This window comes from Oryzomonas rubra, from assembly GCF_008369015.1.
Taxonomy (GTDB): Bacteria; Desulfobacterota; Desulfuromonadia; order Geobacterales; family Pseudopelobacteraceae; genus Oryzomonas; species Oryzomonas japonica.
Map to the genome: position 1 here is coordinate 124,336 of NZ_SRSD01000002.1, position 24,958 is coordinate 149,293.

Consider the following 24,958-nt stretch of genomic DNA (forward strand, 5'->3'; position numbering starts at 1 on the left):
TGCCTTTCTTTCTCTTGTGCCTAGCCTCGGGCCAAAAGCCGCTTTCCCACCCAATGGCTGGCGAACTGGTAGGCGATGCGGCCGCTGCGGTCCCCCTTTTGCTGGGACCAGAGGATGGCCGCCTGCCGGGCTTCGTCATCCCAGATGGACGTTGTGTCCCGCTTGGCGCAGAGCTTGCCGACCCACTGGCGGGCGACCTCGACGTACTGGTCCTGGCTGAAGGGATGGAAGCCCACCCAGAGCCCGAATCTGCCGGACAGGGAGATTTTCTCCTCCACCGCCTCGCCGTGGTGGACTTCATTATTATAGAGCATGGCCCCGCGATTGTCGCTCTCGTACTCGGGCAGCAGGTGGCGGCGGTTGGAGGTGACGTAGATCAGCACATTCTCCGGCGGTGCGTACACCGAGCCGTCCAAGGCGCTCTTCAACATCTTGTAGCTGGACTCCCCGGTTTCGAAGGAGACATCGTCGGAGAACACCAGGAAGCGGTACGGCTCGGCCTTGATGGCGTCCACGATATCCGGCAGGTGCACCAGATCGTCCTTGTCCACCTGGATCACCCGGAGCCCCCGGGGGGCGTAGCTGTTGAGGATGGCCCGCACCAGGGACGACTTGCCGGTGCCCCGGGTCCCCCACAGCAGGCAGTTGTTGGCCGGCAACCCGGCCAGGAACTGGCGGGTATTTTCCTCGACCACGCTCTTCTGCTCGTCGATGCCCAGCAGGTCCTCCAGGCGGATGCTCTCCACCACGTCCAGCGGCTCCAGGTATCCGGCAAAGGAATGGCGGTGCCAGTTGGCGGCGGTGGTGACGGACCAGTCGATGCGTGGAATTGGCCGGGGCAGGAGTTGTTCAATCGAGGTCAGCACCCGCTTGAGCTGGGCTGTCAGTTCGGGGTCGAGCATATCTTTTGGTCTTTCCGTTGTTGTGGTGGCTGTCATCTGAATCCGTGGCGCCCGAACGGCGGAGCGAGCAACATGCCGGAGTCCAACGCCGCCCATGAAGCACCATGCCACCTGCGCCGTTCGTCCTCCGCCCCGGAGGAGACACGGCCGACCACGCCGGGACAGAGGCAGGGGAGCGAGCGAAGCCGTGAGGGCGTCACGGGTTCAGGTATTACAGATGCCGCTTGGCCAACTCTTCCTGGTAGAACTTCTGGTAGAGGAGTTCCCAGTCCCGGCTCCCCTGGGCATGGTTCCTCAGCTTGGCGCGCACCGTGCCGTCGATCTCCTCGACGGCGCCGAAGAAGGCGCCCAGGGATTGCTTGACCCGTGCCAGGGCCCGGCTTTCGTCGGTCACGTCGGCCAGGTCGTCGCGCCAGATGCAGTTGATGACCTCGTGGGCCATATTGGATACGCGGTCTTCGGAGAGGCTCATAGTACGATCTTCCGTTCTTTTGCCAGTTTTTCCTTGATCATCCTGAGCATCTTGCGCCGGTCGATCTCCGCGGCGCCCCGCCCCATGGCGGCAACGGTTTCGTCCAGCAGCCGTTCGGCGTCACGCTCCAGCAGCTGCTCGCGGCTGAAATCCTGGCTTATGGCCTTGGCGATCCCGGCCACCACGGCGCTCCGCTCGCCCTTGGGCGTAATGAGCCCATCGGCGGCCAGGTCGCTGTACACCTTTTCCGCCAGGCGGTGTATCTGATCTTCCCGCAGTCGCATAAGCCTCCAAAGAAAAAAGGCCCGCCTCGCGGCAGGCCTTTCGATGCGCCGGTTATTTCAATGTCTTCAAATACCCCAGCAGGGCGACCATATCGGCCTTGGGCAGAGTTTTGAAAGAGGGCATGGAGGTGGAGGGGTTCTTCTTCTTGGGGTTTTCCAACTGGGCCTTGAGGTCGCCTTCCTTCAGCTTGGCGGCGATCTTGGTCAGTTCCGGGCCGATGGAACCGCCCTTACCCTTGACGATGTGGCACATGGCGCACTTCTGCTTGAAGATCTGCTCGCCCTTGCTCTCAGCCTGGGCCGCAACCGTTACGAACGCTACGGCGACAAAGGCGACCAGGATGGCAACTGCACGTTTCATGACGAATCTCCTTGGTGTTAAATTGAAGGTGGACACATTGTACCCAATCCGGTTAAAATTGCAATCCTTAACCGTCTCGCCGACAACAATCCCGTTATCGGAACAGAAACATCACGCCACCTATACAATATGTTCACACGCCTGTATCTCCATATTCCCTTCTGCCGCCGCAAATGCCCCTACTGCGCCTTTGTCTCCCAAGAGTCCACCGCCGCCGACCTGGACGGCTACGCCCACACCCTGCTGGTGGAGATGGGCCTGGCGGCCCACGCCTTCAGAGCGGAGAGACCGCTGGAGTCGGTGTACTTCGGCGGCGGCACCCCCTCCCTGCTCGATCCCCGGCAAATCGGCCGGATTGTGGAGCGGACGGGCGACTTGTTCGGACTGGACCGGGAAGCCGAGATCACCCTGGAGGCCAATCCGGGCACCGTGGGCCTGGAGCGGCTGGCCGCCTTCCGCAGCGCGGGGGTCAACCGCCTCTCCCTGGGGGTGCAGTCCTTCCACGATCCCCTGCTGAAAGCCTTGGGGCGCATCCATAGCGCAGCAGAGGCCAGGGAGGCATTTCAGGCCGCCCGCACGGCCGGTTTTACCAACATCGGCATCGACCTGATCCACGCCCTGCCGGGGCAGACCCTCCCCATGTGGCGCAGTGAACTGGAGCAGGCTCTGGCCCTGGGACCGGAGCATATCTCAGTCTACGGTTTGACCGTGGAGGAGGGGACCCCCTTTGCCCTGCGCTACGGCGCGGACAGCCCGCGCCTCCCCGACGAGGATCTGGCGGTGGCCATGTTCGAGGAGGCGGACGATATCTTGACGGCCGCAGGCTACGAGCATTACGAGATCGCCAACTATGCGCTCCCCGGCCGCCGCTCGGCCCACAACAGCGGCTACTGGCGCCGGGACGGCTACCTGGGGCTGGGATGCGGGGCCCACACCTTCCTGCGGCAGGGGTACGGCGTCCGCTTCGGCAATCCGGCCGACCTGGACGCCTATGCCGATGCCGTGGCCCAAGGGCATCTGCCCCACGGGGAGGGGCAGCGCCTCACCCGGCAGGACGCCATGGCCGAGTTCATGTTCCTGGGGCTGCGCATGGCGGACGGCATCGGGGAGAGCGGGTTCCGGCAGGCATTCGGGATCGGCCTGGACGAAACCTTCGGGGTAGCCCTGGCCAAGCTGACCGCCCTGGGGCTGCTGGAAGCGGCCGGGGACCGGGTCCGCCTCACCCGGCGCGGCATGCTCCTCTCCAACCAGGTCTTCGCGCATTTTCTGCCGTGATTTCCCCTTGCCACGGCCCGCAAAGCATCTATAATCTAGCACCATGATCCCGACACACCTGAGACAGGAACTGGAACAGCGCGTGGCCCAGGCCATCACTCCCCGCGAGGCCGCGGTGGACGTGATGAAGGAGTTGCAGCGCCACTACGGCTGGCTGACCGACGAGGCCGTGGCCGAGGCCGCCGCCATTTTGGGGCTCTCCCCCCTCCAAGTGGAGGAGCTGGCCACCTTCTACGAGATGATCTACCGCCGCCCCGTGGGACGGACGGTAGTCCATGTGTGCGACTCCATCTCCTGCTGGGCCATGGGGGGCGAAACCCTCCTGCGCCACCTGGAACAACTGTTGGGGATCGAGGCCGGCGCAACCACCGCCGACAACGCCGTCACCCTGCTCCCCTGCTGCTGCCTCGGCAACTGCGGCAACGCCCCGGCCCTGATGATCGGGGACCAGCTCTTCGGCCCGGTCTCACCGGAACAGGCCGCAGCCATCATCGCCGACCACCGGAAGCCCCCGCAACCATGAACGATATCCTCTTCAGACATAACCGTCCCGACCGGGCCGCGACCTTCGAGGAATACCGGGCCGAGGGGGGATTTCAGGCTCTGCAAAAGGCCCTGGCCGACCTCTCCCCCGACGCCGTGCAGCAGACGGTGATCGACTCGGGCCTGCGGGGGCGCGGCGGGGCCGGGTTCCCCACCGGCAAGAAATGGTCCTTCGTCCCCCGCAACCTGCCGGGGCCGCGCTACCTGATCTGCAACTGCGACGAGATGGAGCCGGGCACCTACAAGGACCGGGTGCTATTGGAGCGCAACCCCTACCTGTTGGTGGAGGGGATGGCTCTGGCCTGCTACGCCCTGGGGGTGGAGCGCGCCTTCATCTTCATCCGGCGCGGCTACGAACTGGCCGCCCTGAACCTGAAGGGCGCTATCGCCCAGACCCACAAGGCCGGCTTTCTGGGCAGCGCCATCTGCGGCAGCGGCTTCAACCTGGAGTTGGACGTGCACCAGTCGGCCGGCCGCTACATCTGCGGCGAGGAGACCGCCCTCATGAACGCCCTGGAGGGTATCCGGGCCAATCCCCGCTCCAAGCCCCCCTTCCCCGCCGTCAAGGGGCTCTGGGGCCAGCCCACGGTGGTCAACAACGTGGAAACCCTCTCCAACATCCCGGCCATCGTCGCCCACGGCCCGGCCTGGTTCAAGGCCCTGGCCGCCACCCCGGAAGGGGCCGGCACCAAGCTCTTCTGCGTCAGCGGCCATGTGCAGAGCCCCCTTTGCCTGGAACTCCCCATCGGCACCACCCTGGGTGAGATCATCGACACCCACTGCAACGGCATGCGGACCGGCAGCACCTTCAAGGCCTGCATCCCCGGCGGCGCGTCCACCCCCTATTTCACCAAGGACCACTGGACAGTGCCCCTGGACTTCGACCCGGTGGCCAAGGCCGGTTCGCGCCTGGGCACCGGCGGGATTGTGGTCTTCGACCAGAGCACCTGCATGGTGGCCGCCACCCTCAACCTGGTCCGTTTCTTCGCCCGCGAGTCCTGCGGCTGGTGCACCCCCTGCCGGGAAGGGCTCCCCTTTGTGCAGCACACCTTGGAACGGATCGAGTCAGGTCGCGGCGACCTGGCCGACATCGACATCCTGCGGGAGCACGTGCATAAGCTGAACTACGCCTTCTGCGCCCTGGCCCCCGGCGCCATGGGACCGGTGGAGGGGCTGCTGAGGCTGTTCGAGGACGAGGTACGGGAACATATCACCGGGGGGAAATGCCCTGTTAAAGGCTAAAAGCTAAAGTCTGCCACAGAGACACGGAGACACAGAGAAAATCTTTAACGACAGATGCGTAAAATCATTTTTAGGGTTAAAAACCTTCTAGCTGCATTTGTCGCGGGGACACGGAGGAAGCCATTAACGGACTCACTGATAAAATTATCGGTTGTGCCATTGAGGTTCACCGGAATCTGGGACCGGGGCTTTTGGAAGGCATTTACGAAAAAGCGTTGTGCCACGAACTACAATCCAGTGGCTTACGCTTTCAATGCCAAGCCATCATACCTATCATTTACAAAGGTACCCGTTTGGGCGATCACAGACTTGATTTACTGGTTGAAGATGAAATTATCATAGAATTGAAGGCCGTCGAAAAAATCGAATCCGTGTTCAAGGCCCAGCTTTTAAGCTATTTGAAACTGACAAACAAAAAGCTGGGTCTGCTCATAAACTTCAACGTTCCCGTGCTGAAAGACGGGGTCACAAGGATTATTCTCTAAAATACTATGGCCGGGGTTAAATTTATCTTCCCCCAAAGCCTTTCTGCCTTTGAAGTCCTCTGTGTCTCTGTGTCTCTGTGGCAGATTTTGACTATCGATTATAAAGATTGAGGCACCATGCCGAAACTGATCATTGACGACATACCGGTTGAAGTCCCCGAGGGCACCACAGTGCTGGAAGCCGCCCAGTCGGTGGACATCCCCATCCCCCATTTCTGCTGGCACCCCGCCCTGGGCAAGGCCGGCGCCTGCCGGGTCTGCGCCGTGAAGATGCTGGACGGCCCGGTCAAGGGGGTGCAGATGTCCTGCATGCTCCCCGCCCAGGAGGGCATGGTGGTCTCCACCACCGACGACGAGGCGGTGACCATGCGCAAAGGCGTCATCGAGTGGCTGATGATCAACCACCCCCACGACTGCCCGGTGTGCGACGAGGGGGGCGAATGCCAGTTGCAGGATTACACCATCGCCGGCGGCCAAGGTATCCGGCGCTACGACGGCAAAAAACGCACCCACGTTAACCAGTACCTGGGCGAATACATCGAACACGAGATGAACCGCTGCATCCAGTGCTACCGCTGCGCCCGCTTCTACCAGGAGTACGCCGGGGGCACCGACTTCGGCGTCATGGGGCGGGCCGCCACGATCTACTTCGGCCGCCAGGAGGAGGGACCGCTGGAATCCCCCTTCTCCGGCAACCTGGTGGACATCTGCCCCACGGGGGTATTCACCGACAAGACCGCCCGCTTCCGCGCCCGCTATTGGGACTACGACATGGCCCCCTCCATCTGCCCCCACTGTTCCCTGGGGTGCAACACCGTCCCCATGGCCCGCTACCGGGAGCTGCTCAAGACCACGGCCCGCAAGAACGATCACGTCAACGGCTGGTTCATCTGCGACAAGGGCCGCTTTGCCAACGCCATGGTCAACGCCCCGGACCGCCCCCGCCAGGCATTGGTGGACGGCACGCCGGTCACCCTGGACGAGGCGCTGGACGCAGTGGCGACCCGCATCGACGATTTTCTGGAACTGCACGGCCCCCAGGCCCTGGCCATCGTGGGCTCGCCCCGCATGGACCTGGGGGGGAACATCATGGCGGCGCGCCTGGCGGAGCTGCTCGGTGCCGGGGCGCTCTGCTACTTCGACGACCCGGAACAAGCCCAACTGACCGGTGAGGCGGTGGCGCTGCTGACAGGGGAGAACAGCGCCTCCCAGGAGGACGTGCGCAAGGCCGACCTGATCACCCTCGTGGGATGCGACCTTTTGGCGGATGCCCCCATGATGGCCCTGGCCGTACGCCAAGCGTGGCGGAGCGGGGCAAAGGTGTACGTTATTGCCCCTCATCCCGACCTTCTCCCCGAGGGAGAAGGCACAAATCTTACCCTCGCCCAGCGGGAGAGGGTGGCCGAAGGCCGGGTGAGGGGGCCCCTTCCCTTCCCATTCGAGCACGTCGCCGCCATTTCAGACATCCCCCTGGCGGAGGCCAAGCGCCCGGTCGTCATCTGCGGCGCCACCCGCAACGGACTGGAAGCCGTGCAAGCGGCCCCCCGCACCGCCAAACTGGCCTTTATCCTGGACGGCCCCAACGCCTTCGGCTGCGCCGAACTGGCCCGGCAACACAACGCCGTGGCGCTCTCCACGGCCCTGGCCGACAGCCGGATCAAGGGGATCATCTCCTTTGAGGCCGACCTCTTCCGCGACCTGTCGCCGGGGATCGCAGTGCTGGCCGCCGCCGACTGGCGGCCCACCCGGCTCACGGCGCGGGCCGGGGTGTTCCTCCCCACCACCGCCTGGGTAGAGCAGGAGGGGATCTATGTCAATAACGAGGGGCGCGCCCAACGTTTCAACAAGGTGATGAACCCCGGCCTCCCGATCAAGGGGCTCACCCCCGAACTGCACCCGCCCCGCACCCACGGCAAGACCGCCCCCGGCGGCGACGTGGCCCCGTCGGAACGGCTCATCGTCGCCCTCATGCAGCGCCTGGGCGAGGCAGAGGTGGAGGAGTTGGAGTTCCCCCTCCTTGATAAGGAGGGGGTCAGGGGGTGGTCGAGCAGTTGCTTGGGATTAAAGGCTACCACCCCCGGCCCCTCCTAAATTAGGAGGGGAGAAAACCGCCCAGATCTTCCCCCTCCTTGATAAGGAGGGGGCCAGGGGGTGGTCGAGCTGTTGAGCAGTCGAGGATTACATGAAAGATATTCCGATCCACAACAGCCCGGACATGAAGCCTCTGCGCAAAACCCTGCGCAATGAGGCGACTCCTGCCGAGCGGGAATTATGGAATGTCCTTCGACACAGCAATCTCGGCGGCTACAAATTCCGTCGTCAACAGAGCGTCGGCCGGTATATAGTGGACTTCTACTGTCCATCGGAACGGCTTGCCGTTGAACTGGATGGTGACTCGCATTTCACGGATGAAGCCATGGAATACGATCGTGAAAGAACGGCTTTCCTGAATAGCCTCACTATCCGTGTACTCAGGTTTCTCAATACGGATGTGCATGAAAATCTTGATGCAGTGAGCGAGAGGATTTTGGAAGAGTTACAGGCTACCACCCCCGGCCCCTCCTAAACTAGGAGGGGAGAAAACCACCCAGCATCCCCACTCACCGACAAAAGCGAGGTACAATGAAAACCGCAATTCTGCTGATGGCCCACGGCAGCCGCATCCCCCAGGCAAACGACGCCGCCCGCGAGGTGGCGAAGATGGTGCAGGAAATGACCGGCTTCGAGATCGTTGAAGTTTCGTTCCGCGAGATGCATGAACCCAACATCCAGCACGGTATCGACGCCTGTGTGGCCCGCGGGGCTGAACGCATCCTGCTCATGCCCTATTTCCTCTTCATGGGCGCCCATGTGGTCCACGACCTGCCCGAGGAGATCGAGGCGGCCCAGAAACGTCACCCCGGCCTGATCATGGAGATGGGCCCGCATCTGGGGGTGCACCGCAAGCTGGCCGAGGTGGAGAGCGAGCGGATCGGCGAGGCGCTGGACTCCCTGGGGTGGCGCTGATGGACTCCCTGACCATGAGACCGGAAGCCATCGAGGCCGAATCGTTCCGCATCATCGACAAGGAGGCCGGGGAGCACGGCTGGCCCGAGGCCGAGTGGCAGGTGGTGCGCCGCAGCATCCACACCAGCGCCGATTTCGAGTATGCCGGCTCCATGGTGTTCTCCGACGGGGCCGTGGCAAAGGCGGTGGCGGCCATCAGAAGCGGCAGCGCCATCGTCACCGACACGAACATGGCCCTGTCCGGCATCGGCAAGGCCCGCCTGGCCCCCTTCGGCTGCCGGGTCTCCTGCCACGTGGCCGACCCGGACGTGGCCGAGGCGGCCCGGCACGAAGGGGTCACCCGCTCCATCGCGGCCATGCGCAAGGCAACGGCAAACCCGGACAACCGTATCTTCGTCATCGGCAATGCCCCCACGGCCCTTTTCGAACTGCTGCGCCTCGTCGGGGAAGGTAAAGCCCATCCGGCCCTGATCATCGGGCTGCCGGTCGGTTTCGTGGGTGCCGAGGAGAGCAAGAACGCCCTGGCGGCCACGGACGGCTCCATCCCCTTCATCACCAACATGGGGCGCAAGGGGGGCTCCAACGTGGCGGCGGCGGTGGTGAACGCCCTGGCAATAATCGCCGCGAGGGCCTAGTGCAACATATTCCCCCTCCTTGATAAGGAGGGGGTCAGGGGGTGGTCGAGCAGTTGCAGGGCTGATTTACAGGCTACCACCCCCGGCCCTTTAGGCCCCAGAGGGTCCTCCTAAACTAGGAGGGGAGACCTTCCAAAACTATTCAACATTACAAGGTACCAGATGAACAAACCCCTACGACACGGCTATACCACCGGCGCCTGCGCCGCTGCCGCGGCCAAGGGCGCGGCCCTGATGCTCGTGCGCCAGACAGAGGTCGCGGAGGTCACTATCGACCTGCCCGCCGGGGTCTCGGCCACCTTCCCGTTGCACGGCCAGCGGTTCGCCACCCATGAGGCCTCCTGCTTCGTGGTGAAGGATGCGGGGGACGACCCGGACGTAACCAACGGAGCCGAACTGCACGCCAGGGTAGCGTTCATCCCCGCCCCGCCCCACTCCTCCACCGGAGAAAACGGAATCGTCATCGAGGGTGGCACCGGCGTCGGCAAGGCCACCAAGCCGGGCCTGGCCGTAGGGCCGGGAGAGTGGGCCATCAACCCGGTGCCCCGCCGCATGATCGAGCAGGCGGTGCGCGAAGCGATTCACGACGCCCAATTCACGCTTAAAGATTCACCATTCACGATTCACCATTCACGATTCACGACTAAAGATGCACCACCAACGCTCCACGTCACCATCAGCATCCCGGACGGCGAACTACGGGCGCAGAAGACTCTGAACGCCCGCCTCGGCATCGTGGGGGGGCTCTCCATCCTGGGCACCACCGGCATCGTCCGCCCCCTGTCGGCCAAGGCGTGGACCGACACCATCGACGCAGCCCTGGACGTGGCCCGCGCCTGCGGCTGCCCCAACGTGGTCCTCTCCACCGGCCGCACCAGCGAACTGGCGGCCCAGCACCACCTGAACCGCGCCGCCGCCCCCGTAACCGCTCTCCCGGAGGAGGCCTTCGTCATGATGGGGGACCACGTGGCCTATTCCCTGCAATCCTGCGCCCGGCGCGGTTTCCTCCAGCCGCTCGTGGCCTGCCAGTTCGCCAAGCTCCTCAAGATCGCCTGCGGCCACGAAAACACCCATGCCGCCGCTTCGGAGCTGGACCTGTCCACCCTCCAAGGGTGGGCCGGTGAGGCGGGGCTGCCCGAGGCCATCACCGCCACCATCGCCCCGGCCAACACCGCCCGGGAGATCGTCATCGCCGCAAACTTCGACCCGAGCCTGCTGGAACTGGTCTGCGGCCACGCCATCACCGCCGCCCAACGTCATGCGCCGGATCTCAGACCCCAGTTCCTGGTGGCCGACTACGACGGGGCCATCGCCTTCCATGGCCGTATCGCAGGGCTTTGAGTGCACTTTTTTCTCCCTTGTCGCAAAAAATTATGCTAACATTTGTGTTTCTTTACACCACACATCCCGGCTGTTGAAAATCACCCAAACGGAGCGGTTTTTCGGCACCCTGAACAAGGAGATCGTCATGCCACAATTCTTTGAAGGTAACCTCGATGCCAAAGGCCTGAAAGTCGGTATCGTCGTCGCCCGTTTCAACAGCTTCATCTCCGACCGCCTGCTGGAAGGGGCCCTGGATTCCCTGATCCGCCACGGCGCCAGCGACAAGGACATCCACGTGGCCCGCGTACCGGGCGCCTTCGAGATTCCCCTGGCCGCCAAGAAGCTGGCCGAGTCCCGCAAGTACGACGCCATCATCTGCCTGGGCGCGGTGATCCGCGGCTCCACGCCCCATTTCGACTTCGTCTCGGCCGAGGTATCCAAGGGCGTAGCCATGGTCTCCCTGGAGAGCGGCGTGCCGGTCATCTTCGGCGTTCTGACCACCGACACCATCGAGCAGGCCGTTGAGCGCGCAGGCACCAAGGCCGGCAACAAGGGCTTCGAGGCCGCCGCAGGGGCCATTGAAACCGCCAACCTGCTGAAGGCCCTCAAATAATGGGCATCCGACGGGAAGCACGCGAACTGGCGTTGCAGATGCTGTACGCCCTGGATGCCAATACGACCACGGGGCTGCGCGAAACCCTGCAGACATTCCGCGAAGAGCAGCATGAAACTCCAGCGAACATCAGGGAGTTTGCCGAGGGGCTGGTGACCGGGGTGCAGCAGCACCGCGAGGCCATCGATGCGGCCATCAAGGCCCGCTCCAAGAACTGGGCACTGGCCCGCATGCCGCGGGTGGACCTGAACGTCATGCGTCTGGCCGTCTTTGAACTGATGTTCAGAAACGACATCCCCAAGAAGGTCACCATCAACGAGGCCATCGAGATTGCCCGCCGTTTCGGCGACAAGGACTCGCCGGCCTTCGTGAACGGCATCCTGGACGAGATCGAGGCGTGCGCCAAGACCGAGGAGCCGGCGGAAGAACAAATCTGAATCTAACATCCGCCACAGAGACACGGAGAACGTCAAAGGCAGAACCTGATTTTGGCTTCCTGTCCGTGACTCTGTGGCGGGATTTGATGTTTCCTAAAAGAGGTCAGCAATGAGCGACATCAAGGTAGGTCTGATAGGATACGGCAATATCGGGGCCGGGGTGGTCAAGCTGCTCCAGCAGAACGCGGACGTCATCCGCAGCAAGGTCGGAGCCGGCATCGTACTGAAGAGGATCGCGGACCTGGACATCACCAGCGACCGCGGCGTCACGGTCGATCCCGCCTGCCTGACCACCGACGTCAATGCCATCTTCGACGACCCCGAGATCTCGGTGGTGATCGAACTGATGGGGGGGTACGAGCCGGCCAAGACCTTTGTGCTCAAGGCCATCGAAAAGGGCAAGCACATCGTCACCGCCAACAAGGCGCTCCTGGCCCTGCACGGCGACGAGATCTTTGCCGCCGCGGCCCGCAAAGGGGTCGAGGTGCAGTTCGAGGCCTCCGTGGGGGGCGGCATCCCGGTGCTCACCTCCATCAAGGGGAACCTGGCCGCCAACCGCATCGATTCCGTGTTCGGCATCATGAACGGCACCTGCAACTACATCCTCACCCGCATGACTCAGGAGGGGGCGGATTTCGCCGACATGCTCGCGGCGGCCCAGAAACTGGGCTATGCCGAGCCCAACCCGACCTTCGACATCGAGGGTGTGGATACGGCCCACAAGCTGGCCATCCTGGTCTCCCTCTGCTTCGGCACGCGCATCGACTTCAACAGCATCTACACCGAGGGGATCTCCCGCATCAGCGCCCTGGACGTCAAGTTCGCCAGCGAGTTCGGCTACCGCATCAAGCTGTTGGCCATCGGCAAGCTGAACAACGGCCAGGTGGAGGCGAGGGTCCACCCCACCATGATCCCGCTGCAGAACCCGCTGGCCGAGGTGAACGGCGTGTTCAACGCCATCCGTCTGCACGGCGATTTCGTCGGTCCAGTGATGTTCTACGGCCGGGGCGCCGGGCAGAACCCCACCGCCAGCGCCATTGTGGGCGACCTGATCGGGCTTTCCCGCAGCATGATGGCCGGCGCGGGACGCAGGATGGCGCCGTTGGGCTTCATGGACGACCAGGTAGCCACCCTGCCGCTCAAGCCCATGGCGGAGATCGTCAGCAAGTACATGCTCCGTTTCAGCGCCCTGGACCAGCCGGGCGTGCTGTCCGCCATCTCCGGGGCTCTCGGCAGGCACGGCATCAGCATCGAATCCATGGTGCAGACCTCGCACCAGGCCGACGACGCGGCGCCGGTGCCCATCGTGATCATGACCCACGAGGCCCGGGAAGGGGCCGTACAGGCCGCCCTGGCGGAGATCGACCGTTTCGACGTCATCAGCCAGAAGACCGGCTTCATCAGGATCGAGGATAACTTGGAGTAGCGGCTGCAAATTTTGCCAGGGAGAGATTGGAGGGGATGGGTCTCATAGAACCTCCCCCCTCTCCCTGGTTTGACTTCAATTCGGGAGCAACCACATGAACACCAAGATCCTCCTCGGCGAAGACCAGATCCCCCGTCAGTGGTACAACATCATCCCCGACATGCCCGGCCCCCTGGCCCCGGTCATCAACCCCCAGACCCTCAAGCCGATCGCCCCGGACGACATGCTGGCCATCTTCCCCATGGCGCTGATCGAGCAGGAGATGTCCCCCAACCGCTGGATCGACATCCCGGACGAGGTCAGGGAAATCTACAAACTGTGGAGACCGTCGCCGCTCTACCGCGCCCATCGCCTGGAAAAGGCGCTCGGCACCCCGGCCAAGATCTATTACAAGTATGAAGGGGTCTCCCCGGCAGGCTCCCACAAGCCCAACTCGGCCATCCCCCAGGCATGGTACAACAAGCAGGCCGGCATCCGCCGCCTGGCCACCGAGACCGGCGCCGGCCAATGGGGCAGTTCCCTGGCCCTGGCCTGTTCCCTGTTCGGGCTTGAATGCACGGTGTACATGGTCAAGATCTCCTGCACCCAGAAGCCGTACCGCAGGAGCATGATGCAGTTGTGGGGCGCCCAGGTCATCCCCTCCCCCTCGGAGTTCACCAACGCGGGGCGCGCCATCCTGGCTCACGACCCGGAATGCCTGGGCTCACTGGGGATCGCCATCTCCGAGGCGGTGGAGGATGCCGCCACCCACGCCGACACCAACTACGCCCTGGGGAGCGTGCTCAACCACGTCTGCCTGCACCAGACCGTGATCGGCCAGGAGGCGCGGGAGCAGATGAAGATCGCCGGCGACTACCCGGATGTGGTCATCGCCTGCTGCGGCGGCGGCTCCAACTTCGCCGGGCTGGCCTTCCCCTTTATCGCCGACCGGGCCGCCGGGAAGAACGTGCGCTGCCTGGCCGTGGAACCGGCCTCCTGCCCGACCCTGACCAAGGGTGTCTACGCCTTCGATTACGGCGATACCGCCAAGATGGCGCCCATCTCCATGATGTACACCCTGGGGCACGATTTCATGCCCCCCGGCATCCATGCCGGCGGGTTGCGCTACCACGGCGAATCTCCCCTGGTATCCCAACTGCACCACGCCGGGCAGATCGAGGCCAAGGCCTACAAGCAGAACGCCTGCTTCGAGGGCGCCCTGCTCTTCGCCCGCAGCGAGGGGATCGTCCCGGCACCCGAGTCGTCCCACGCCGTGCGCGCCGCCATCGACGAAGCGGTGCTGGCCAAGGAGGAGGGGAAGGAACGGACCATCCTGTTCGGCCTCTCGGGCCACGGCCAACTGGACATGGGCGCCTACGACGCCTATCTCTCGGGCAACCTGGAGGACTACGAGTACCCGGAGCAGAAGATCCGCGAAGCGCTGGAGCGGCTGCCCAAGGTGGATTTGTAAATCAAGAGCAAGCGTCTGCAACTCTGGGTCCTATAAGACGTATAAGTCCTATGATCATAATTTTCGAAAAGGCGCCACCATGATTAAGGTTAAGATCTGCGGCATAACCAATCTGGAGGACGCCCTGACGGCCATCGACGCCGGGGCCGATGCCCTGGGTTTCGTCTTTCACCCCCAATCCCCCCGGCACGTGTTTCCCGAACAGGCCGCCGCCATCATCCGCCATCTGCCCTCCTTTGTGCAGACCGTGGGCCTGTTCGTCAACGACCCCCTGGAACAGGTGAATGCCACCGTGGATCAGTGCGGCCTGGACCTGGTCCAACTGCACGGCGAGGAAAAGCCGGGGTACTGCGACTCGGTCAGGCGCAGGGTCATCAAGTCCTTCCGGGTGAAGGACATCACCTCCCTGGAATCGATGCGGGATTACCGGGTGGCGGCGTTTCTGCTGGACGCATGGTCCCCGGCCGCCCACGGAGGCACCGGGCAGACCTTCAATTGGGAGATCGCCGCCTGCGTGGCCCAGTCCAACCGCATCATCCTGGCCGGCGGACTGACGCCCCTGAATGTGGCGGAGGCGGCCCGCCAGGTGCGTCCCTATGCCGTGGACGTTTCCAGCGGCGTGGAATCCGGGCCGGGCAAGAAGGATGCAGACAAGATACGAGAATTCATCAGATTGGCTAAGGAGGCTGTTCCTTGAAACTCCCCGATAAATATGGACACTTTGGCGCATTCGGCGGACGCTACGTCCCCGAGACCCTCATGCCGGCGCTTTTGGAACTGGAAAAGGCCTACGAACACTACCGCCACGACAAGGAATTCAAGGAAGAATTCCAGTACTATCTGCGTCAGTACGTGGGTCGCCCCAATCCGCTCTACTACGCCGAAAAACTGACCCAAAAACTGGGGGGCGCCAAGATCTACCTCAAGCGGGAAGACCTGAACCACACCGGCGCCCACAAGGTGAACAACACCATCGGCCAGGGGCTTCTGGCCAAACGCATGGGCAAGAAACGGGTCATCGCCGAGACCGGGGCGGGCCAGCACGGGGTGGCCACCGCCACCATCGCCGCCCTGTTCGGGATGGAGTGCGAGGTGTTCATGGGCGAGGAGGATACCCGCCGCCAGGCCCTCAACGTCTTCCGCATGCGGCTTTTGGGGGCCACGGTCACGCCGGTCACCGCCGGCACGGCGACCCTCAAGGACGCCATGAACGAGGCCATGCGCAACTGGGTGACCACCATCACCACCACCTTCTACGTCATCGGCACCGTGGCCGGACCCCACCCCTACCCCCAGATGGTGCGCGACTTCCAATCGGTCATCGGCAACGAGGTCAAAAAACAGCACCAGAAGATCGAGGGGCGCCTGCCCGACTACCTGGTGGCCTGCGTCGGCGGCGGCAGCAACGCCATGGGCCTGTTCCACCCCTTCCTGAAAAACCACAAGGTCAAGATGATCGGGGTGGAGGCGGCCGGATTCGGCATCGAGAGCGGCAAGCACGCGGCCTCGCTCAGCGCCGGTTCCCCCGGCATCCTGCACGGCAACAAGACCTACCTGCTCCAGGACGGGCACGGCCAGATCACGCCTGCCCACTCCATCTCCGCCGGCCTGGACTATCCCGGCGTGGGGCCGGAGCATTCCTGGCTGAAGGAAACCCTGCGCGCCGAGTACGTCTCCATCACCGACGACGAGGCCCTGGAGGGGTTCAATGTGCTGACCCGGGAGGAGGGGATCATGCCGGCCCTGGAGTCGTCCCACGCCATCGCCCACGTCATGAAGCTGGCCCCCACCCTGTCCAAGGACAAGACCATCGTGGTCTGCCTGTCGGGCCGGGGGGACAAGGATATCCATACGGTAGCCGACGCCATGGGAGTAAAATTTTAAATCCTGTTTGAATATTTTAAGCCCTATTAAAAGCCTGATCTGCTCAGGCTTTTTTATTTGACCGTTACCTGCGTTTCAACTATATATACCCTTGTTCTATTTAAATCCAAGCAGGCTCTTGAAAAACAACTAAGGTTGTTCAAAAATAGTCAGATCGTCGCACCCGCTAGATAAGCCCCGCGGAGGCGTAGCAGCGCTACGCCGCACAAGGTGGCCTTCGAGGATGGCAACGAGATGGCTGTTTTTCAACAACCTCAACGAGGAGGTAACCCATGCATCTTGTTGACCAGATCAAGGATAAGGCCCGGAAGAACCTGCAGACCGTGGTGCTGCCGGAGAGCTACGACGAGCGGATGCTGTTCGCCGCCGAGAAGGTGACCAGGGAGGGGCTGGCGCGGATCGTCATCCTGGGGGACCCGGCCAGGATTCTGGCCGATGCCGCCGCAAAAGGGGTCGACCTGACGGGGGTGGAGCTGCTCAACCCGGCCGCATCCCCCAAGCTGGAACAGTACGTGGCCGATTTCGTCGAACTGCGCAAGGCCAAGGGCATGACCCCTGAGGAGGCCCGCGCCCTCCTGACCGCGCCGGACAACCTGTACTACGCCGGCATGATGGTGCGTAACGGCGACGCCGGGGGGGAAGTGGCCGGGGCCACCGGCACCACCGGCAACGTGCTCAAGGCGGCCTTCCAGACCGTCGGCCCGGCCAAGGGGATCAAGACCGTCTCCTCCTTCTTCCTCATGATCACCAAGAGCGAGAACTTCGGTGAGAACGGCATCATCCTGTTCGCCGACTGCGCCGTCAACCCCAACCCGGACGCCCAGGCCCTGGCCGAGATCGCCGTGGCCACGGCCGGCAACTGCAAGGCCTTCCTGGACGTGGATGCCCGGGTGGCCCTGCTCTCCTTCTCCACCAAGGGGAGCGCCACCCATCCCGACTGCGACAAGGTGACCAAAGCCCTGGAAATCGCCCGGCAACTCAAGCCGGATATGCAGATCGACGGCGAACTCCAGGCCGACGCCGCCCTGCTCCCCAAGGTGGGCGAGAAAAAGGCCCCGGGCAGCGCCGTGGCCGGCAAAGCCAACGTACTGGTCTTCCCGGACCTGGACGCCGGCAACATCGCCTACAAGCTGGTGGAACGGGTGGCCGGCGCCGAGGCGGTCGGCCCGATCATCCAGGGGCTGGCCAAGCCGGTCAACGACCTGTCCCGCGGCTGCTCCGTGGACGATATCGTCAACGTCGCCGCCATCACCGCCGTCCAGGCGGCCCAAGGGTAAATTGTCAGGCGGGGCTCCTATGGACCTATGGCTCATAGGTCCTATAAGTCCTAAAGAGGGTGTGATGATGCTTTGACCTGTTCTCCCATCCCTGATAGAATTTGAGTGAAAAGGAGACGCACATGGGAGGAAGATGGATTGTTGCCCTGCTGCTCATAGCGCTGCCTGCCGTTCCCTGCCGCGCGGACACCCCCATCAGGGATAAGGGCAGGGAGGCCGGCCAAGGGTTGAAGAAAATGGGCAAGGACACGGGAAAGGCCATGAAAGAGGGGGGCAAAGAGGTGGGCCACGCCTTCAAGGAAGGGGGCAAGGAGGTCGGTCAGGGCTTCAAGAAGCTCGGCACGGACACCGGACGGGCCTTCAAGGAAGGCGGCAGGGAATCAGGCCAAGCCGCCAGGAAGACCGGCCGTTCTATGGGTGAATGGTTCAGGGATACGGGACACTCCATCAAGGGCTTTTTCCACGACCGCTTCACCACCACGAAGTAGTCCGCCGCTTCACGGTCTCGAATAGTACAAAAGGCGCACCCCGGGATGGGATGCGCCTTTTGTCGTGCAGCCCCGTGGCGGGGCAAATCCTACCGGTTCAAATACCTGAGCGGGTCCTTCAGCCCCGCCTCGGCAAACCCCTTCAAGCGCAGCCTGCAGGAATCGCACTCCCCGCAGGAGAGCCCTTCCGGCGTCGGATCGTAGCAGGAATGGGTCAGGCCGTAATCCACCCCCAACTCCATCCCCCTTTTGATGATCTGGGCCTTGGTCAGGTCGATGAGCGGCGTATGGATGCGAAAATGCCCCGTTCCCTCCACGCCCGCCTTGGTGGCCAGGTTGGCCATGGTCTCGTAGGCCTCGATATAGGCGGGGCGGCAGTCCGGGTAGCCGGAATAATCCAGGGCGTTGACACCGATGTAGATGTCGAAGGCCCCCAGCACCTCGGCCCACCCCAGGGCAAAGGAGAGAAAGATGGTGTTGCGGGCCGGTACGTAGGTGACCGGGATCTCGGCCCCCACCCCCGCCTTGGGCACGGCGATATCCGCCGTCAGGGCGCTCCCCCCCATCAGGCGCAGGTCGAAATCCACCACCAGGTGTTCGGCCGCCCCCAGGCGCACCGCATTGGCCTTGGCCACCTCCAATTCGTGGCTGTGCCGTTGACCGTAGGAAAAACTGATGGCGTACGGGGTGAACCCCTCGGCCTGGGCCATGGCCAGACAGGTGGTTGAATCAAGACCGCTGCTATAAAGAACGACCGCTTTGCGTTGCATAGTATTCTGTCCCCTCTATTTTTGAACTGCCAGTTATCATGCTTTCGTGATAGTATCAAAAAATTCGAGTTGGTAAATTCAAAAATGAGGACCACATGAAAAAGAATCATCTTCTGTCTCTTGCGCTCATCGTTTTTTGCTGCGCCGCCTCCGCGGCCCTGGCCGCAACTTCCTCCCCCAACGTGCCGGCCGGCCACCCGAAGATCGACTATCCCGCCCAATCCACGACCCACCAGCAATCGGCCCAAATCTCGGGCAAGGTGCTGCAGGCCATGAACAGCGGCGGCTACAGCTATATCTACCTCCAGAAGAACAACGGCGAGAAGGTCTGGCTGGCCGTGGCGGAGACCAGGGTGAATGTGGGCGACCGCATGAGCTTCAAGGAAGGCCTCGTCATGAAGGACTTCGAGAGCAAGACCCTCAAACGCACCTTTGATTCCATCATCTTCTCCAACGGCGTCATCCCCCAGGCGAAAGCGGCCGCACCGGCAGCGCCGGCAAAAGTGCCGGCGGCACCGGCGGTTCAGGCAAAGGCGCAGACGGCCCCTCTCGGCAGCAAGGTTGCCGTAAAGGCCAAGGAGGTGAAGATCTCGGTCAAAAAGGCAACCGGCCCCAATGCCTATACCATTGCCGAGGCGTACCGCAACAGCGCCAAACTCAACAAGAAGCAGGTCTCCATCAGGGGCAAGGTGGTCAAGGTCACACCCAAGATCATGAAGAAGAACTGGATACATATCCAGGACGGCAGCGGCTCCCAGGCCAAGGGGACCCATAATCTGGTCTGCACCACCACGGCAACGGCCCAGGTTGGCGACGTGGTCACGGTCAAGGGAACCCTGTCCAAGGACCGGGACTTCGGGTACGGCTACCGCTACAGCGTGATCATCGAGAACGCCGCCATCGGCAAATAGCATCCGCTCAACAGAGCCGGTCACGCCAGCCCCTCCCCCACCGGAGGGGCTTTTTACTTCTATCCCGCCACAAGACGCAGATGTTAAACCTGGTGCCGAGAAAAAAGGCAACCCCTGTCAGAATGATGCACCCCTGCATCATTTTTACCTCGTCCCCCACCCCTCACACCGCATAACATCATCGCAACCGTCCGGCATCATTAGGTTTAACAATTTGCGCCATCCCGGCACGCATTATGTATATCCGTTAATTATCCTTGTATATCATGGCGACTTTGATTCAAAATGATAGGCAAGCGGCAGGAGTCATGTTCAACACCGTTGCACCAGGGAGCATTACCATGAATACCAATCTTATCGACGAAGCCATTGACCGATATGTCAGTGAACGCATGACCGCAGGACGGGAGCACGCCAGTTCGCGCTTTCTCAGCTACGCCCATCTCAAATGCACCGGCAGCGAGATCGGCGAATTCATGCGCCACGTGACCGGGCTGACCCGCTATTACATAGACGTGACCAAGGTGTTCGAAAATCCGTTCCGCGGCATCGAAATGGCCTTTTTATCCACCATGCTGGTGGTTGCGGTGGTCGCTTGCTGGCTGATGCAGGACGAGGCCACCCGCCTGTGCGGCATCTGCATCTTTGCCGGCACCATCGTCCACGGCTTCGCCCTGATACGGCACATCGCCCGCAAATGGCTCGAATCGGGCGTGATGATCGCCATGTACGAGGAACTCGTCGCCTTGGTGGAGCAGGAGGAAGCGAGCCTCCGGGGGTGACCCCCGCGCCGTCTTGACTCGCACCCCCTCGGGCAGCACGCGCTTGTCAGGAACCGCGGGACTTGCTACAGTGGGGCATGGCCGACGACGTACGCACCCATTACGAGCTCTACCCCTATCCCCACTACCCCCTGCTGGCTTCGGTGCGCCGGTGCGATACCTACGCCCTTAACCTGACCGCCGTATGGACCCGCTTCAACGGCGCCCTGCCGCCCCGTGCGGCGCAACGCATCCTGATAGCGGGTTGCGGCAGCTTTTCCCCCTACCCTTTTAGCCTGGCCAACCCCCATGCCGCCATCACCGCCCTCGACCTGTCGGAGCGCAGCCTCCGCCGCGCCCGGCTGCACTGCCTGCTCCACGGCCGGACCAACGTCACCTTCTGCCGGGGCGACCTGCTGGACGCCCCCCTGACCGGCGGCCCCTTCGGCCTGATCGACGCCTACGGCGTGCTCCACCACCTGGACGACCCCCTGGCCGGGCTCACGGCCCTGGCGGGACGCCTCGCACCGGGAGGGGTGCTGCGGCTGATGGTCTACAGCCGCTACGCCCGCCGGGAAGAGGAGTCCATCCGCCGCGCCTTCCACCTGTTGGGGATTACCGACCCGGCCGCGGCGCGGCGGCTCATCGCCCGGGCCAAACCGGGGTCGCGCCTGCGCCGGTTCGTGGAGGCGTCCGACGAGGCCGCCTTCGACAACGGGCTGGCCGATGCTCTGCTCCACCCCCGGGTCCATACCTTCCGGGTCGGCGAGCTGCTGGACCTGGTCCGCCAAAGCGGCCTGGAGCCGCTCCTGTTTGCCCACCACGACGCCCTGGAGGATGTGGGGCTGGAGACGGAACGGCTCACGGCCCTGGAGGCCTCCCGGCGCTCCCCCGGCAACTTCATCCTCTACGCGGGCCGCAACGTTTCCGGCCCCTGCCCCGACGACCGCGGCTCCCTCGTCATGCTCAACCCCTGTCTTTCCCGGGCCGTCGCCCCGTTTAACCTGGGGGCGGTGCATATCGCCCCGCGCCTGGGGGCCGCCACCCCGGTGCTGACCCGCCCGGAACGCGCCCTGCTGCGGGGCCTGCGCAGCCCAAAACCGTGGGACGCCCTCTCCCCCGCCTGCCGCGCCCTCCTGCCGGCCTACCGCGAGGCGTTGTTCCTGCTCCAGTTCAGGCGCTGACAGTTCGCAGATCCGCCAAGGGGAGCCGGAGCCAGACCCGGACCCCCTGTGGGGTGTTCCCCACCCCCATCTCCCCGTGGTGAAGCAGGGCGACCTTCCGGGCGATGGCCAGGCCGAGGCCCGCCCCCTGTCCCGTGGCCCCCTTCCCCCGGTAAAAGGGCTCGAAGAGCCGTTCCAGGTCGTCCTCCGCGACAGGGGGCGCGCTGTTCGTAACCTCCAGAAGAACCGCATTCCCCTCCCCGTGGAGCCCTACCCGCACCACCCCCTGCTCCGGCGTGTAGCGTGCCGCATTCTCCAGAATGTTCTTCAGCGCCGAACGCAGGTACTCCTCGTCGCCGCTCACCCACAGGTCAGGTTCCAGATCCTGCTCCACCGTGATCCGTTTCGTCCCGAACAGGGGGCGCATGGCCTTCATGAGCCCGTTCAGCAGGACGGACGGCTGAACGAGCGCGGTCGCCGGGACCGGTGTATGCAGGTCCAGCTTGGAGTACTGGAGGATGCGGCCGACCATCCGGTCCGCCTCGTCGATATCCTCCCACATCCCCGCCAGCAACTCTCCGGCCTCTACCCCATCGCCCCGGGCCAGCGCCCCCGTGAGGCACTCCCCCGCGACCCGGATGCGGGCCAAGGGGCTGCGCATCTCGTGGGACACATTGGCCGTCAGTTCCCGCCCCGCCCGGACCATGCGTTCCACGGTCTCCGCCATACCGTTGAAGGCCGCGCCGAGCCGGCCGATCTCGTCGTCCCCCTGTACGTCGGCCCGGGCGGAGAGATCGCCGCCGGCGATGCGCAAGGCCGACTCCTGGAGCCGGTTCAGCGGCTGGGTGATGTGCCGGGAGAGGGGAACGGCGATGGCCGCCACCACGGCGCAGATCAAGGCCAGTCCGGCCGCGAACGCTCCGTGGGGAAATCTGCCCGGCTCCCGCTCCGTGAGGATGTGCAGCCAGGCCTGCTCCGCCCCCCGGGTACCGGGGGCCAGGGGGACCGTGGCGTAGGCGAGCCGGTTCGGACCGGCCTCCACCGTGACGCTCGCGGCCCCGTAACGGCCGGACAGGCCGTGGGTGCCCTCCGGGGCCTTGACCTCACCCGGGAAGGAGGCGGCCAGGGGGGTGCCGTCGCCCCGGCTGATCCACACCTTGGCGTGGGTGCTTTGGCTCACCTGGTGCACGGCCCGGCGCAGCACGAGGCCCGGCTCCTCGTTCCGCGCGCCGCCACCGTCCGCCGCTGCCACCACGTAATCCCTGGCCATGAGGGCCGTGCGGCCAACGGACGCCGTTACCGATGCCTGGTGGCCATCCTTTACGAGCAGGAACACAAGGGCGAAGGCCAGCAGTGCCGTCACCACCAACGCAACGCACCAGTGGAGCAGTATCTTGAAGTAGAGCCGCCGCATCATACCCGGTCCTCCAGCATGTATCCCGATCCCCACACCGTCCTGATGCGCTTCCCGCCGCCCGGCAAGGACTCCAGCTTGGCGCGCAGCTTGCCCACATGCACGTCGATGCTCCGGTCAAAGGGGCCGGCCTCCTTGCCCCGGGCATAGGTGAGCAGTTCGTCCCGGGAGAGGATCGTGTTCGGGCGGCTCATGAGCGCCTCCAAAAGTTTGAATTCCGTGGCCGACAGCGCCAGTTCGCCCCCTCCGGCGCTAACCGTGCGCCGGGCACGGCTGAGCCGCAGACCGGCGGCCTCCAGGACGTCGCCGGGGGGCGGGTCGGCCTCTCCCGCGGGCCCGGTCCTCCTCAGGACGGCGTTGAGCCGCGCCAGGAGTTCCCGGGGGTTGAACGGCTTGGGCAGGTAGTCGTCCGAGCCGAGTTCCAGGCCGAGGATGCGGTCCTCGTCCTCCCCCCGGGCGGTCAGCATGATCACCGGCAGGGGGGACTCCTTCCGAATGCGCTCAAGAATCTCCAGGCCGCTCTCTCCCGGCAGCATGATGTCGAGGATCACGGCGTCGGGCCGCTCCATGGCGATGGCCGCCGTCACGTCCCGGCCGTCGGGAAACTCCCGCAGTTCGAAGCCGTGCCCCCCCAGAAACCGCACCAAAAGCTTGCGCAGCCGGGCGTCGTCATCCACCAGAAAAATCCGTTTACGCCGTGTTTCGTCCATCCCGCGCGCTCCCTGTGAATAGTGGTACGGGATATTACATACCAGATCACCCCGGAACCCGGCAGTTTTTTACGCTTTTTTTACATTTGCCACATACTTTTTTTACATCCCTGCCGTAGCCTGACTTCATTGTACCACATCAAACAGAACGAGAAGGAGGAGCGGATGAACAAGGGCATCAAACGGATTGCGGCGGTTCTCGGGGCCGTGGCCATGGCCGGCGCCATAACGGCCTGCAAACAGTGCGGCTCCCACGGCGACCTTTCCGGCAAGATCAATGGGCATGTGGCCGCCTCCCTGGACAAGATCGACGCCACGGAAGAGCAGAAGGGGAAGATCAACGCCGGCGTGGACCAGATTGTGGCCGACGGCAAGGAAATCTATAACAGCAATCAGGGGCTGAAGAACAAGATGGTCGGCTGCCTCCTGCTGGACATCCCCAATAGCGCCTGGCTGCACGCCACCGTGGATGAGAAGGCCAAGGAGTTGACGGGGTTCGCCCACCGCACCGTGGACCGGCTCATCGCGATCAGCGCCGTGCTGACTCCTGGGCAACGGGCGGAGTTGAAGAAACGCTACGAATCGGCCCACGGGGAGATGAAGTAACCCCATGACACCGCATACAGACACAGAGGAGATCACCATGGAACAGAGTACCATCAGCGCGGAATTGAGCCGCAACTTCCACCTTTTCTGGGACCATTTTCCCTCACCGGTCATGCTGGTGCGCAAGGACCGCACCATTCTTGACCGTAACAGGGCCGCCGAGGCCATGGGGTGCATCCCCGGGACGCGCTGCATCGACAGCGGCACGAAGGAAGATCACCAGCGGTGCCTGGCCGCCAAGGCGCTTCAGGAACAGAGCGCCAAACGGCTCGTGACCTATGCCGACAACCTGGGGCTGGTGGTGGACGGTTACTGGGTCCCCCTGGCCGGTGAACAGGACCTGTACCTCCACTTCTTCATCGACATCACCCCCTATGCAGCCGATCACCTGTTCCCCCGAGGCAGCCGCAATGAGAAGAGCGCCTGCGGGACGGAGAGCGCCTGCAGTTCCTGCGGCGCGTAACCTGTCGGCAACGGCTGCCGAAGTACCCCGACACGGGGCTTCGGCAGCCCCCTTGGA

General features: G+C 63.7%; 29 protein-coding genes. 22 read left to right on the forward strand and 7 right to left on the reverse strand.

The window, feature by feature from the left end; genetic code table 11:
• Window positions 1-20: 20 nt before the first annotated feature.
• From ET418_RS03440 to ET418_RS03455, 4 genes are all read right to left on the reverse strand, one after another.
• Window positions 21-902, reverse strand: a complete 882-nt coding sequence (locus ET418_RS03440; RefSeq protein ID WP_149306190.1) for an ATP-binding protein — start codon at window positions 900-902, stop codon at window positions 21-23.
• Window positions 903-1,113: 211 nt separating this feature from the next.
• Window positions 1,114-1,374: a DUF507 family protein gene (locus ET418_RS03445; protein WP_149306191.1), complete on the reverse strand. Its 261-nt coding sequence runs from the start codon at window positions 1,372-1,374 to the stop codon at window positions 1,114-1,116.
• Window positions 1,371-1,658, reverse strand: coding sequence for a DUF507 family protein (locus ET418_RS03450; protein WP_149306192.1), 288 nt, complete (start codon window positions 1,656-1,658; stop codon window positions 1,371-1,373). The genes ET418_RS03445 and ET418_RS03450 overlap by 4 nt, the downstream gene beginning before the upstream one ends.
• A gap of 52 nt (window positions 1,659-1,710) precedes the next feature.
• Complete coding sequence (locus ET418_RS03455) at window positions 1,711-2,019, reverse strand: c-type cytochrome (protein ID WP_149306193.1); 309 nt, start codon at window positions 2,017-2,019, stop codon at window positions 1,711-1,713.
• A 129-nt stretch (window positions 2,020-2,148) separates the two neighbouring features.
• Between ET418_RS03455 and hemW the strand changes: the two genes are divergently transcribed.
• The 17 genes from hemW to ET418_RS03540 all read left to right on the forward strand — a co-directional run bounded on the left by hemW (window position 2,149) and on the right by ET418_RS03540 (window position 18,103).
• Window positions 2,149-3,294: a radical SAM family heme chaperone HemW gene (hemW, locus tag ET418_RS03460; protein WP_149306194.1), complete on the forward strand. Its 1,146-nt coding sequence runs from the start codon at window positions 2,149-2,151 to the stop codon at window positions 3,292-3,294.
• Window positions 3,295-3,337: 43 nt separating this feature from the next.
• On the forward strand, window positions 3,338-3,817 hold the full coding sequence (nuoE, locus tag ET418_RS03465; RefSeq protein WP_149306195.1) for an NADH-quinone oxidoreductase subunit NuoE: 480 nt from the start codon (window positions 3,338-3,340) through the stop codon (window positions 3,815-3,817).
• On the forward strand, window positions 3,814-5,079 hold the full coding sequence (nuoF, locus tag ET418_RS03470; protein WP_149306196.1) for an NADH-quinone oxidoreductase subunit NuoF: 1,266 nt from the start codon (window positions 3,814-3,816) through the stop codon (window positions 5,077-5,079). The genes nuoE and nuoF overlap by 4 nt, the downstream gene beginning before the upstream one ends.
• Window positions 5,080-5,222: 143 nt before the next feature.
• Window positions 5,223-5,564 (forward strand): GxxExxY protein, encoded by a 342-nt coding sequence (locus ET418_RS03475; protein WP_274596126.1) that lies wholly within the window; start codon window positions 5,223-5,225, stop codon window positions 5,562-5,564.
• A gap of 117 nt (window positions 5,565-5,681) precedes the next feature.
• Window positions 5,682-7,655, forward strand: coding sequence for an NADH-quinone oxidoreductase subunit NuoG (gene nuoG, locus ET418_RS03480; RefSeq protein ID WP_149306198.1), 1,974 nt, complete (start codon window positions 5,682-5,684; stop codon window positions 7,653-7,655).
• Window positions 7,656-7,746: 91 nt separating this feature from the next.
• Window positions 7,747-8,130 carry an endonuclease domain-containing protein gene (locus ET418_RS03485; protein ID WP_149306199.1) on the forward strand — a complete coding sequence of 128 codons (384 nt, stop codon included), beginning with the start codon at window positions 7,747-7,749 and terminating at the stop codon, window positions 8,128-8,130.
• A gap of 56 nt (window positions 8,131-8,186) precedes the next feature.
• Entirely contained in the window at window positions 8,187-8,570 is a 384-nt protein-coding gene (locus ET418_RS03490; RefSeq protein ID WP_149306200.1) for a sirohydrochlorin chelatase, read from the forward strand.
• Complete coding sequence (locus ET418_RS03495; RefSeq protein WP_149306201.1) at window positions 8,570-9,205, forward strand: precorrin-8X methylmutase; 636 nt, start codon at window positions 8,570-8,572, stop codon at window positions 9,203-9,205. The genes ET418_RS03490 and ET418_RS03495 overlap by 1 nt, the downstream gene beginning before the upstream one ends.
• A 162-nt stretch (window positions 9,206-9,367) precedes the next feature.
• On the forward strand, window positions 9,368-10,546 hold the full coding sequence (gene cbiD / locus ET418_RS03500) for a cobalt-precorrin-5B (C(1))-methyltransferase CbiD (protein ID WP_149306202.1): 1,179 nt from the start codon (window positions 9,368-9,370) through the stop codon (window positions 10,544-10,546).
• Window positions 10,547-10,673: 127 nt separating this feature from the next.
• Entirely contained in the window at window positions 10,674-11,141 is a 468-nt protein-coding gene (ribH, locus tag ET418_RS03505; RefSeq protein ID WP_149306203.1) for a 6,7-dimethyl-8-ribityllumazine synthase, read from the forward strand.
• Window positions 11,141-11,578 carry a transcription antitermination factor NusB gene (gene nusB, locus ET418_RS03510; protein ID WP_149306204.1) on the forward strand — a complete coding sequence of 146 codons (438 nt, stop codon included), beginning with the start codon at window positions 11,141-11,143 and terminating at the stop codon, window positions 11,576-11,578. The genes ribH and nusB overlap by 1 nt, the downstream gene beginning before the upstream one ends.
• 109 nt (window positions 11,579-11,687) lie before the next feature.
• Window positions 11,688-13,004, forward strand: coding sequence for a homoserine dehydrogenase (locus tag ET418_RS03515; RefSeq protein ID WP_149306205.1), 1,317 nt, complete (start codon window positions 11,688-11,690; stop codon window positions 13,002-13,004).
• A 94-nt stretch (window positions 13,005-13,098) separates the two neighbouring features.
• Entirely contained in the window at window positions 13,099-14,454 is a 1,356-nt protein-coding gene (locus ET418_RS03520) for a TrpB-like pyridoxal phosphate-dependent enzyme (protein WP_149306206.1), read from the forward strand.
• Between the two features lie 79 nt (window positions 14,455-14,533).
• Window positions 14,534-15,151 carry a phosphoribosylanthranilate isomerase gene (locus ET418_RS03525; protein WP_149306207.1) on the forward strand — a complete coding sequence of 206 codons (618 nt, stop codon included), beginning with the start codon at window positions 14,534-14,536 and terminating at the stop codon, window positions 15,149-15,151.
• Window positions 15,148-16,338, forward strand: a complete 1,191-nt coding sequence (trpB, locus tag ET418_RS03530) for a tryptophan synthase subunit beta (protein ID WP_149306208.1) — start codon at window positions 15,148-15,150, stop codon at window positions 16,336-16,338. The genes ET418_RS03525 and trpB overlap by 4 nt, the downstream gene beginning before the upstream one ends.
• 272 nt (window positions 16,339-16,610) lie before the next feature.
• Window positions 16,611-17,615 (forward strand): phosphate acetyltransferase, encoded by a 1,005-nt coding sequence (gene pta / locus ET418_RS03535; protein WP_149306209.1) that lies wholly within the window; start codon window positions 16,611-16,613, stop codon window positions 17,613-17,615.
• 122 nt (window positions 17,616-17,737) lie between these two features.
• Window positions 17,738-18,103: a hypothetical protein gene (locus ET418_RS03540; RefSeq protein WP_149306210.1), complete on the forward strand. Its 366-nt coding sequence runs from the start codon at window positions 17,738-17,740 to the stop codon at window positions 18,101-18,103.
• Between the two features lie 89 nt (window positions 18,104-18,192).
• On the opposite strand, the gene queC is transcribed toward ET418_RS03540, so the two are convergent.
• Window positions 18,193-18,873, reverse strand: a complete 681-nt coding sequence (queC, locus tag ET418_RS03545) for a 7-cyano-7-deazaguanine synthase QueC (RefSeq protein WP_149306211.1) — start codon at window positions 18,871-18,873, stop codon at window positions 18,193-18,195.
• A gap of 95 nt (window positions 18,874-18,968) precedes the next feature.
• Between queC and ET418_RS03550 the strand changes: the two genes are divergently transcribed.
• From ET418_RS03550 to ET418_RS03560, 3 genes are all read left to right on the forward strand, one after another.
• Complete coding sequence (locus tag ET418_RS03550) at window positions 18,969-19,784, forward strand: OB-fold nucleic acid binding domain-containing protein (RefSeq protein ID WP_149306212.1); 816 nt, start codon at window positions 18,969-18,971, stop codon at window positions 19,782-19,784.
• Window positions 19,785-20,125: 341 nt separating this feature from the next.
• Entirely contained in the window at window positions 20,126-20,566 is a 441-nt protein-coding gene (locus ET418_RS03555; RefSeq protein WP_149306213.1) for a GSU0071 family protein, read from the forward strand.
• Between the two features lie 62 nt (window positions 20,567-20,628).
• Entirely contained in the window at window positions 20,629-21,729 is a 1,101-nt protein-coding gene (locus tag ET418_RS03560) for a class I SAM-dependent methyltransferase (protein ID WP_246152932.1), read from the forward strand.
• Here ET418_RS03560 and ET418_RS03565 read toward each other — a convergent pair.
• Both ET418_RS03565 and ET418_RS03570 read right to left on the reverse strand, forming a co-directional pair.
• Window positions 21,719-23,125 (reverse strand): sensor histidine kinase, encoded by a 1,407-nt coding sequence (locus ET418_RS03565; protein WP_149306214.1) that lies wholly within the window; start codon window positions 23,123-23,125, stop codon window positions 21,719-21,721. The two genes, ET418_RS03560 and ET418_RS03565, sit on opposite strands and share 11 nt — an antisense overlap.
• Window positions 23,122-23,832, reverse strand: coding sequence for a response regulator (locus ET418_RS03570; protein WP_149306215.1), 711 nt, complete (start codon window positions 23,830-23,832; stop codon window positions 23,122-23,124). The genes ET418_RS03565 and ET418_RS03570 overlap by 4 nt, the downstream gene beginning before the upstream one ends.
• Before the next feature lie 165 nt (window positions 23,833-23,997).
• Here ET418_RS03570 and ET418_RS03575 point away from each other — a divergent pair, with 165 nt between their 5' ends.
• Complete coding sequence (locus tag ET418_RS03575; protein WP_149306216.1) at window positions 23,998-24,438, forward strand: Spy/CpxP family protein refolding chaperone; 441 nt, start codon at window positions 23,998-24,000, stop codon at window positions 24,436-24,438.
• 37 nt (window positions 24,439-24,475) lie between these two features.
• The gene (locus ET418_RS03580) at window positions 24,476-24,901 is read left to right on the forward strand and encodes a hypothetical protein (protein WP_149306217.1); all 426 of its coding nucleotides are present in this window, start codon (window positions 24,476-24,478) and stop codon (window positions 24,899-24,901) included.
• The last annotated feature ends 57 nt before the right edge of the window (window positions 24,902-24,958 follow it).

Bases quoted from the DNA above. Each gene is read 5' to 3' on its own strand.
- ET418_RS03450 (WP_149306192.1), bottom strand. From the start codon at position 1,658: ATGCGACTGCGGGAAGATCAGATACACCGCCTGGCGGAAAAGGTGTAC.
- pta (WP_149306209.1), top strand. From the start codon at position 16,611: ATGCATCTTGTTGACCAGATCAAGGATAAGGCCCGGAAGAACCTGCAG.
- ET418_RS03520 (WP_149306206.1), top strand. From the start codon at position 13,099: ATGAACACCAAGATCCTCCTCGGCGAAGACCAGATCCCCCGTCAGTGG.
- ET418_RS03485 (WP_149306199.1), top strand. From the start codon at position 7,747: ATGAAAGATATTCCGATCCACAACAGCCCGGACATGAAGCCTCTGCGC.
- ET418_RS03555 (WP_149306213.1), top strand. From the start codon at position 20,126: ATGAATACCAATCTTATCGACGAAGCCATTGACCGATATGTCAGTGAA.
- ET418_RS03455 (WP_149306193.1), bottom strand. From the start codon at position 2,019: ATGAAACGTGCAGTTGCCATCCTGGTCGCCTTTGTCGCCGTAGCGTTC.
- nuoF (WP_149306196.1), top strand. From the start codon at position 3,814: ATGAACGATATCCTCTTCAGACATAACCGTCCCGACCGGGCCGCGACC.
- nusB (WP_149306204.1), top strand. From the start codon at position 11,141: ATGGGCATCCGACGGGAAGCACGCGAACTGGCGTTGCAGATGCTGTAC.
- ribH (WP_149306203.1), top strand. From the start codon at position 10,674: ATGCCACAATTCTTTGAAGGTAACCTCGATGCCAAAGGCCTGAAAGTC.
- ET418_RS03540 (WP_149306210.1), top strand. From the start codon at position 17,738: ATGGGAGGAAGATGGATTGTTGCCCTGCTGCTCATAGCGCTGCCTGCC.
- ET418_RS03490 (WP_149306200.1), top strand. From the start codon at position 8,187: ATGAAAACCGCAATTCTGCTGATGGCCCACGGCAGCCGCATCCCCCAG.
- cbiD (WP_149306202.1), top strand. From the start codon at position 9,368: ATGAACAAACCCCTACGACACGGCTATACCACCGGCGCCTGCGCCGCT.
- ET418_RS03580 (WP_149306217.1), top strand. From the start codon at position 24,476: ATGGAACAGAGTACCATCAGCGCGGAATTGAGCCGCAACTTCCACCTT.
- queC (WP_149306211.1), bottom strand. From the start codon at position 18,873: ATGCAACGCAAAGCGGTCGTTCTTTATAGCAGCGGTCTTGATTCAACC.
- ET418_RS03565 (WP_149306214.1), bottom strand. From the start codon at position 23,125: ATGATGCGGCGGCTCTACTTCAAGATACTGCTCCACTGGTGCGTTGCG.
- ET418_RS03445 (WP_149306191.1), bottom strand. From the start codon at position 1,374: ATGAGCCTCTCCGAAGACCGCGTATCCAATATGGCCCACGAGGTCATC.
- ET418_RS03525 (WP_149306207.1), top strand. From the start codon at position 14,534: ATGATTAAGGTTAAGATCTGCGGCATAACCAATCTGGAGGACGCCCTG.
- ET418_RS03515 (WP_149306205.1), top strand. From the start codon at position 11,688: ATGAGCGACATCAAGGTAGGTCTGATAGGATACGGCAATATCGGGGCC.
- ET418_RS03570 (WP_149306215.1), bottom strand. From the start codon at position 23,832: ATGGACGAAACACGGCGTAAACGGATTTTTCTGGTGGATGACGACGCC.
- nuoE (WP_149306195.1), top strand. From the start codon at position 3,338: ATGATCCCGACACACCTGAGACAGGAACTGGAACAGCGCGTGGCCCAG.
- ET418_RS03575 (WP_149306216.1), top strand. From the start codon at position 23,998: ATGAACAAGGGCATCAAACGGATTGCGGCGGTTCTCGGGGCCGTGGCC.
- ET418_RS03440 (WP_149306190.1), bottom strand. From the start codon at position 902: ATGCTCGACCCCGAACTGACAGCCCAGCTCAAGCGGGTGCTGACCTCG.
- ET418_RS03495 (WP_149306201.1), top strand. From the start codon at position 8,570: ATGGACTCCCTGACCATGAGACCGGAAGCCATCGAGGCCGAATCGTTC.
- ET418_RS03550 (WP_149306212.1), top strand. From the start codon at position 18,969: ATGAAAAAGAATCATCTTCTGTCTCTTGCGCTCATCGTTTTTTGCTGC.
- nuoG (WP_149306198.1), top strand. From the start codon at position 5,682: ATGCCGAAACTGATCATTGACGACATACCGGTTGAAGTCCCCGAGGGC.
- hemW (WP_149306194.1), top strand. From the start codon at position 2,149: ATGTTCACACGCCTGTATCTCCATATTCCCTTCTGCCGCCGCAAATGC.